The 6,978-nt window shown below is 66.6% G+C and carries 5 protein-coding genes and 1 pseudogene; 5 read left to right on the top strand and 1 reads right to left on the bottom strand.

All coding sequences use genetic code 11. The features are described from left to right. A partial coding sequence (locus Q427_RS14025) for a fructosamine kinase family protein (protein ID WP_043514941.1) occupies positions 1 to 508 on the top strand: 508 nt, incomplete at its 5' end. 93 nt (positions 509 to 601) lie between these two features. Continuing rightward, complete coding sequence (locus tag Q427_RS14020) at positions 602 to 1,036, top strand: hypothetical protein (RefSeq protein ID WP_043514938.1); 435 nt, start codon at positions 602 to 604, stop codon at positions 1,034 to 1,036. Between the two features lie 60 nt (positions 1,037 to 1,096). Here Q427_RS14020 and Q427_RS14015 read toward each other — a convergent pair whose 3' ends face one another. After that, positions 1,097 to 1,840, bottom strand: coding sequence for an alpha/beta fold hydrolase (locus tag Q427_RS14015; protein WP_442905498.1), 744 nt, complete (start codon positions 1,838 to 1,840; stop codon positions 1,097 to 1,099). Between the two features lie 418 nt (positions 1,841 to 2,258). Here Q427_RS14015 and Q427_RS14010 point away from each other — a divergent pair, with 418 nt between their 5' ends. From Q427_RS14010 to Q427_RS14000, 3 genes and pseudogenes are all read left to right on the top strand, one after another. After that, positions 2,259 to 3,515 carry an efflux RND transporter periplasmic adaptor subunit gene (locus Q427_RS14010; protein WP_051496382.1) on the top strand — a complete coding sequence of 419 codons (1,257 nt, stop codon included), beginning with the start codon at positions 2,259 to 2,261 and terminating at the stop codon, positions 3,513 to 3,515. Beyond that, positions 3,512 to 6,658 carry an efflux RND transporter permease subunit gene (locus Q427_RS14005; RefSeq protein ID WP_231613696.1) on the top strand — a complete coding sequence of 1,049 codons (3,147 nt, stop codon included), beginning with the start codon at positions 3,512 to 3,514 and terminating at the stop codon, positions 6,656 to 6,658. The genes Q427_RS14010 and Q427_RS14005 overlap by 4 nt, the downstream gene beginning before the upstream one ends. After that, positions 6,651 to 6,978: pseudogene (locus Q427_RS14000) on the top strand (TolC family protein); the annotation flags it as partial. The gene Q427_RS14005 and the pseudogene Q427_RS14000, both read left to right, overlap by 8 nt.

Below are 6,978 nucleotides of genomic sequence, written 5' to 3'. Positions count from 1 at the left end.
CGACCATGGCTGGCCGCGGGACAACGCCTGCGGACGCACACCCCAGTCCAACGCTTCCCTGGCGGATGGCCGGGCATTTCAGCGGGAGCGGCGCCTGCTGCCGCTGGCGGCGGCCTGCCATGAGCGGGGGCTGCTGGATGCCGGACTGCGCGAACGACTCGAGCGCATCGCCCACGACCTGGAAACATGGTTGCCCGATGCCCCGGCGAGCCTGGTGCATGGCGACCTCTGGTCGGGCAATGTCCTCTACACGCCAAACGGCCCGGCCATCATCGACCCGGCAGTCTATCGGCATTATCCCGAGGTGGACCTGGCCATGCTGACGCTGTTCGGCGCGCCCTCCGACGCCTTCTTCGAGGCCTACTGGGAGGGAAGCCGGCCCGATGACTGGCTACGGCGCGAGGCGCTCTTTCAGCTCTATCCGCTGCTCAATCACCTGCTACTGTTCGGCGGGGGGTATCGCGACGCAGTTGCCCGAGCCACGGCCCGGGTCGAGTCGGGCGGCTGATCAGGCAGGCGAACCCCGTTATCCGCCTATACTGAGATGTGTCTATCGGGGGCGGGCGGACGCACCGCCTGCGGAATGTGGAAGGAGAGCGTGATGCACATTCTCGTCAGGCGGTTGTCGCTACTACTGCTTCTGGTGCTGCCGGTTCTCGGCCTCGCCGACGAGGCGTCGACGGCACCGGGTGACCGGAATGTCTTCTGGCATCCCCCTTACCTGATAATCGATGTGCCCCATCAGCCGCCGGTCTCGGTGGTGCTACCCGGCCCACTGCTACCCTGGCAGCAGGGATACTGGCATCGGGCACCGTCGCCGCCTCACCCGCCAAGCCCGCCTGGCGTGTTTCTGCGCCACGGGATGTGGCGCGACGATGTGGCCAGGCAGGGCTCCGAGGCTGAAGAGCGCCGGGAAGCGGCGCGTATTGAATCCCATGCCGGCGGTACGGTCACGCGCAACCGCGGGCATCGCGGCAGCCGTATCGAAACCCATCCGGGTGGCACGGTCACCCGCAGCCGTTCCCGGGGAGAGTAGCGACCGCCTGGCGACAACTCTCCTGGTGAAAAGGGCCATGCGGCAACCGGGGCTGGCGGACTAGTCAGTACCCTTCAGACGACTCTCCCGCTTCAGCCAGGCGGCCATGCGTCGCCACCAGGCGTTCCCGTGGGTCTGCGGGTAGGGTGGCAGTCGTTGCCGTTGAGGTCGGGTGAGAAACTCGGCGATGGGGGCGACCTGGCTGTCACGATCGAGCATCGGGGCGTGGCCGCAGTCGGGCACCTCCAGGGTGACCAGGCCGGGCTGCGCCTCGGCCATGCTCAGGACGCTATCGGCATCCAGCAAGGGCGATTCGGCGCCGCGTACCACCATCAGCGGGCAGCGGATCGCCCGCCAGTCGGCCCAGCTGTTGCGTGGCGTGTCGTGGATGAATTGCTCGCCGATCCGCGGATCGTAGTGGTACGTCCAGCTGCCGTCGGGCAGGCGCCGGGCACTGCCCAGTGCCAGCCGGCGCCAGGCATCGTCGCCCTCGATACCGAAGCCCCCATAGTGAGCGCGTAGCTCCTCCTCCAACTGGCTGAAGGTGGCGAAGTGATGCGGCCTGCCGAAATAGAGGGCCAGCTGGGCCAGGCCGTCGGTATTCAGCTCGGGACCGACGTCGTTTAGCACCAGGCGTTCGATGCGATGCGCGCTGTCGGCCTCGGCTGCCAGCAGCATCCCCAGCAGCCCGCCCATGGAAGTGCCCACCCAGGCACCCGTTCCAGCGAGAAGTGATCCAGCACGGCCAGTGCCGCTGTCTTGTAGCGGCGATAGAGATAGTCCTGGGCGGGCATGGGCGACCAGCTGGAAAAGCCGCGGCCCGGGGTGTCAGGTGCCAGCACTCGCCACTCGGGGCCGAGCGCACGGGCAAACCCTTCGAAATCGCCACCGTGCCGTGCCAGGCCATGCCAGGCGACCACGGTCCTCGGTGCATCGGGATGCCAGATGCGTACCGCCACCTCCATTCCTCGCAGTGGAACCAGTTCCAGTGCATCCATGGTTGTCTCCATCAAATCACCTATGCTGCCATGCAGCATAGTCTTTTTCCCCCTCATTTGCCTCACTGATGGAATCGCTCACCAAGCAACGGAAGACCTTGTGCAAGGCTAGTATACATACAAGGTTGTAGCTATAATCCGTCGCATGCTAATTACCCGCCATGCGCGCCCCTCTGTTGGGCGTGTTTTCCCTGACGAACCACGATATGCAGCGGAGACCTGATATGCACCTGTCACCCCCGGGAGGGCGGTTACCCGTGAAATGGATTCTGTCGCTTGGTCTGCTGGCCACGCTGCTGGCTGGTTGTGAGCAGGGCGACAACGCCGGTGGCAATGCCATGGGAGGCGGCGAGCGTCCTCCTCCCCAGGTCAGCGTGCTGGGTGTCGAGCCACGCTCTGTCGATGTGGTCGAGGAGTATGCCGCCCGCGTACGCGGCTCCCGGGAGGTGGAGGTACGTGCGCGGGTGCAGGGCATCCTCGAGGAGCGTCTCTACACCGAGGGGCAGGTGGTCGATGAGGGCGAGCCGCTGTTTCATATCGACCGGGAGCCCTACGAGATCGAGCTTCAGCGAGCGCAGGCGGAGCGGGCGAATGCCCAGGCAGAACTGAACCAGGCCCGGCGCGAGTGGCAGCGTATCTCGACGCTCTACAACCAGAATGCGGTCAGTGAGCGGGAGCGTGACACGGCGCTGTCGGCCCGTGAGCTTGCCGAGGCCCGCTTGGCGCTCACCGAGACCGGGGTGGCGAATGCCGAGTTGAACCTGGACTACACCCAGGTTCGTGCTCCCCTGGCCGGAATGACCGGGCTCGAGAGCTTTCCGGAAGGGAGTCTGATCGAGCGAGGTACGCTGTTGACCACCGTGACCCAGCAGGATCCCGTCCACGTGCGCTTCTCGCTGCCCGAGGGCGACGCCGCATTGCAGCGAGCCGCCCGCCGGGCCATGACCGCCAGTGATGGAGACCATCAGCGTGAGGCAGTGCTGATCCTCCCCGATGCCAGCGAGTATACCGAGACCGGTATCGTCGATTTCACCGCCAGCACCATCGATCCTCGCACCGGCAGCGTCTCGGCCCGGGCCGTCTTTCCCAACGCCGATGGCGACGTGGTGCCAGGCCAGTTCGTGCGTATCAGGCTGAAGGTGCAGACGCTCGATGATATCTTCCTGATACCCCAGGAGGCGGTGGGCCAAGGCCCCGACGGGGCGCGAGTCTTTGTGGTGGTCGACGATGCTGCGGTATCACGCACCGTCGAACTTGGGCCCATCGTCGACAGTCGCCAGGTGGTGCTGGCGGGGCTCGAGCCGGGCGATCGCCTGGTGGTCAATGGCCAGGTCGCCCTGCAGGACGGCATGCCGGTCCAGGCCAATGAGGTCGAGAGCCACGAAGCGGCCCTGGAGGAAGCGGCGAACACCGAGGCTTCTTCCGCCGAACTTGGGCCTGACGACGCCGAGGCCGCTGTTCAGGCCGACGAGGAGGCATGATGCTGAGGCTATTCATCGATCGGCCGATCTTTGCCTCGGTCATCTCCCTGATCATCGTGCTGGCCGGCCTCGCCGCCCTGAGGGCGCTGCCGGTGGAGCAGTACCCCGACGTGGTCCCGCCCCAGGTGGTGGTCCAGGCCCAGTATCCCGGTGCCAGCGCTGAGGTGATTGCCGAGGCCGTTGCCGCGCCGCTGGAGCAGGAGATCAACGGCGTCGATAACATGCTCTACATGGAGTCGAGCGCCACCGACGCCGGCAGCCTGCAGATCACCGTTTCTTTCGAGATGGGCACCGACCCCGACCAGGCGGCGATCAACGTCAATAACCGGGTACAGGCCGCGACGGCCCGGCTGCCCCAGCAGGTGCGCAATCAGGGGGTGCGCGTCGAGGCACGCTCCACCAACCTGCTGATGGTGCCGGTGATGTACTCGCCGGATGGCAGCCAGGATCCGCTGTTTATCTCCAACTACGCACTGCTCAACGTACTCGACGAGCTGGTACGGATCCCGGGGGTGGGGGACGCTTCGCTATTTGGCGCCCAGGACTACTCCATGCGCATCTGGCTCTCCCCGGACAAGCTGGCTCAGTTCGATCTGACGCCGTCCGAGGTGGCCGGTGCCATTCGTGAGCAGAACGCCCAGTTCGCCGCCGGCAGGCTGGGGGCCGAGCCGGCGCCCGAGGACCAGGCCTTCACCTTCACGGTGACCACCCGCGGCCAGCTCTCCGACCCCGAGGAGTTCGAGCGGATCATCCTGCGCGCCGACGAGGAGGGCGGCACCCTGCGCCTTGGCGACGTGGCCCGTGCCGAACTGGGGGCCCAGAACTACGCCTTTACCGCCACCTACAACGGGCAGGCGGCGGTGCCCATGGGCGTCTACCTGCAGCCGGGCGCCAATGCACTGGATACCGCCACGGCGGTGCGCGAGGCGCTGGATGCAGTGGCCGATCGCTTCCCCCCGGGCGTCGAGTATACCGTGCCCTACGACACCACCGAGTTCGTCGCGATCTCCATACGCGAGGTGTTCATCACCCTGCTGATGGCGGTGGGCCTGGTGGTGCTGGTGACCTTCCTGTTCCTGCAGCACCTGCGTGCCACCTTGATTCCCGTGATCGCCATTCCGGTATCGCTGATCGGCACCTTCGCCGGCATGCTGGCATTGGGCTTCTCGGTCAACCTCTTGACCCTGTTCGGCCTGGTCCTGGCCATCGGCATCGTGGTGGACAACGCCATCATCGTGCTGGAAAACGTCGATCGTCTCATCAACGAGCAGGGCATGCGCGCCCGTGAGGCCTCCATCGAGACCATGAAGCAGGTGGCCGGTGCGGTGGTGTCATCGACGCTGGTGTTGGTGGCGGTATTTGCCCCGGTGACTTTCCTCGGTGGCCTGACCGGAGAGCTCTATCGCCAGTTCGCGGTGACCATTGCGATCTCGGTGGTGGTGTCCGGCGTCGTGGCGCTGACATTGACCCCTGCCATGTGTGCCATGCTGCTCGACAAGCAGTCCCACTCCGTGGCCAAGCCGTTCCAGTGGTTCAATGCGGGCTTCGACCGACTGACCCGTGGGTTCAGCTGGCTGGTGAGCAAGCTGCTGCGCCATGCAGTGATCGGCGTGCTGCTGTTCGTCGGCGTACTTGCACTGACGCTGTTCTCCCTGTCTCGTTTGCCCCCGGGCCTGGTGCCCCAGGAGGATCAGGGCGTGGCACTGGTGGTCTATCAGTTGCCTGCCGTCTCGGCACTGGGTCGCACGGAGGCCGTGCGCGACCGGGTATCGGCCATGCTCATCGACATGGACGAGGTCGATGAATTCACCAGTTTCGCCGGCTTCGACATCATCGCCGGTTCGCTTCGCAGCAATACCGGGGTGGGCTTCGCCAACCTGGCGGACTGGAACGACCGCCGCGGGCCGGGCCAGGACGCCCAGTCGCTCACCCGCCGCATCATGGGCATGGGCGCCGGCATTCCGGAAGCCAACGTGTTCGCCTTTACCCCGCCACCCATCATGGGACTGTCGCTCACCGGGGGCGTCGAGGGCTACCTGCAGGTCCGCGGTGATGCCACCCCCCAGGAGATCCAGGCGATTGCCGGCGAACTGGCCGCAGCCGCCAACGCGCGGCCCGAGCTGACCAACGCCCGTACCACCCTGGACACCAGCATTCCCCGCTTCACCGCCGAGGTGGACCGCGAGAAGGCGCGGGCCATGGGCGTGCCGATCAACCAGATCTTCGAGACCATGCAGAGCACCTTCGGTGCGCTCTACGTCAACGACTTCACCCTGGCCGGCCGCAACTGGCAGGTGAACCTGCAGTCGGAGGGCGAGTTCCGCAGCAGGCCGGAGGACCTCAACAAGGTCTTCGTGCGCTCGGAGTATGGCGAGATGCTGCCGCTGAGTTCCCTGGTGACGCTGGAGCGTGCCCCAGGGCCGGACATCATCAACCGCTTCAATGTCTATCCGGCGGCCAAGTTCATGGCCGACGCGGCGCCGGGCTACACCACCGGCCAGGCCAAGGCGGCCATGGACGAGGTGGCGGCACAGGTACTGACCCAGGGCAACACCCAGCTCGGCTGGATCGGCGAGGCCTTCCAGCTCGACGCCGCCGCCGGTGCCGGCGGGCTGGCCTTCGGGCTGGGCATGATCATGGTGCTGCTGATCCTGGCGGCCCAGTACGAGCGGCTGACACTGCCGCTGGCGGTGGTGACGGCGGTGCCGTTCGGGGTGCTGGGGGCGGCGCTTGCGGCGATGCTGCGTGGCTTCCCAAATGATGTCTACTTCCAGGTCGGGCTGCTGGTGCTGATCGGCCTGGCCGCCAAGAACGCCATCCTGATCGTCGAGTTCGCCGCCCAGAACCGGCGCGCGGGGATGAGCTCCACCGATGCGGCGCTGGCCGCGGCACAGCAGCGCTTCCGGGCGATCCTGATGACGGCGCTGACCTTCATCATCGGCTCGCTGCCGCTGGTCTTCGCCACCGGCGCGGGGGCTGCCAGCCGTCAGGAAATCGGCACCGTGGTGGTGGGGGGCATGCTGCTGGCGAGCTCCCTGGCCCTGATCTTCGTGCCGCTGGCCTACAAGCTGCTGGAGGACCTGGGAACCTGGCGGCGCGATCGCAAGGCAAGCCGCCAGGAAGAGGAGCCGACCCATGCGTAACCGCCCACTGCTTCGCAACGGTCGTCTGCCTGCACTGGCATTGGCCACGGCACTGCTGGCCGGGTGTGCCATGGGGCCCGATTATCGGGCCCCCGAGCTGGCGCTGCCCGATGAGTGGCCCGAGCATGTGATGCTCTCCGCCGAGGACCGTGAGGAGTGGCAGAGCTGGTGGACCCGCTTCGAGGACCCGGCACTGGACAGGCTGGTCGAGCGGGCGGTCGACGACAACCTGGATATCCGCCTGCAGCTGGCGCGCATAGAGGAGGCGCGTGCGCGCCTGGGCCTGGCCCGGGCCGAACAGCTGCCCTCGGTGGGCGCCC

It is taken from the genome of Halomonas sp. BC04, assembly GCF_000568385.1.
Note: the sequence above shows the minus strand (reverse complement) of the source record. Positions and strands in the feature narration are given on the sequence as shown.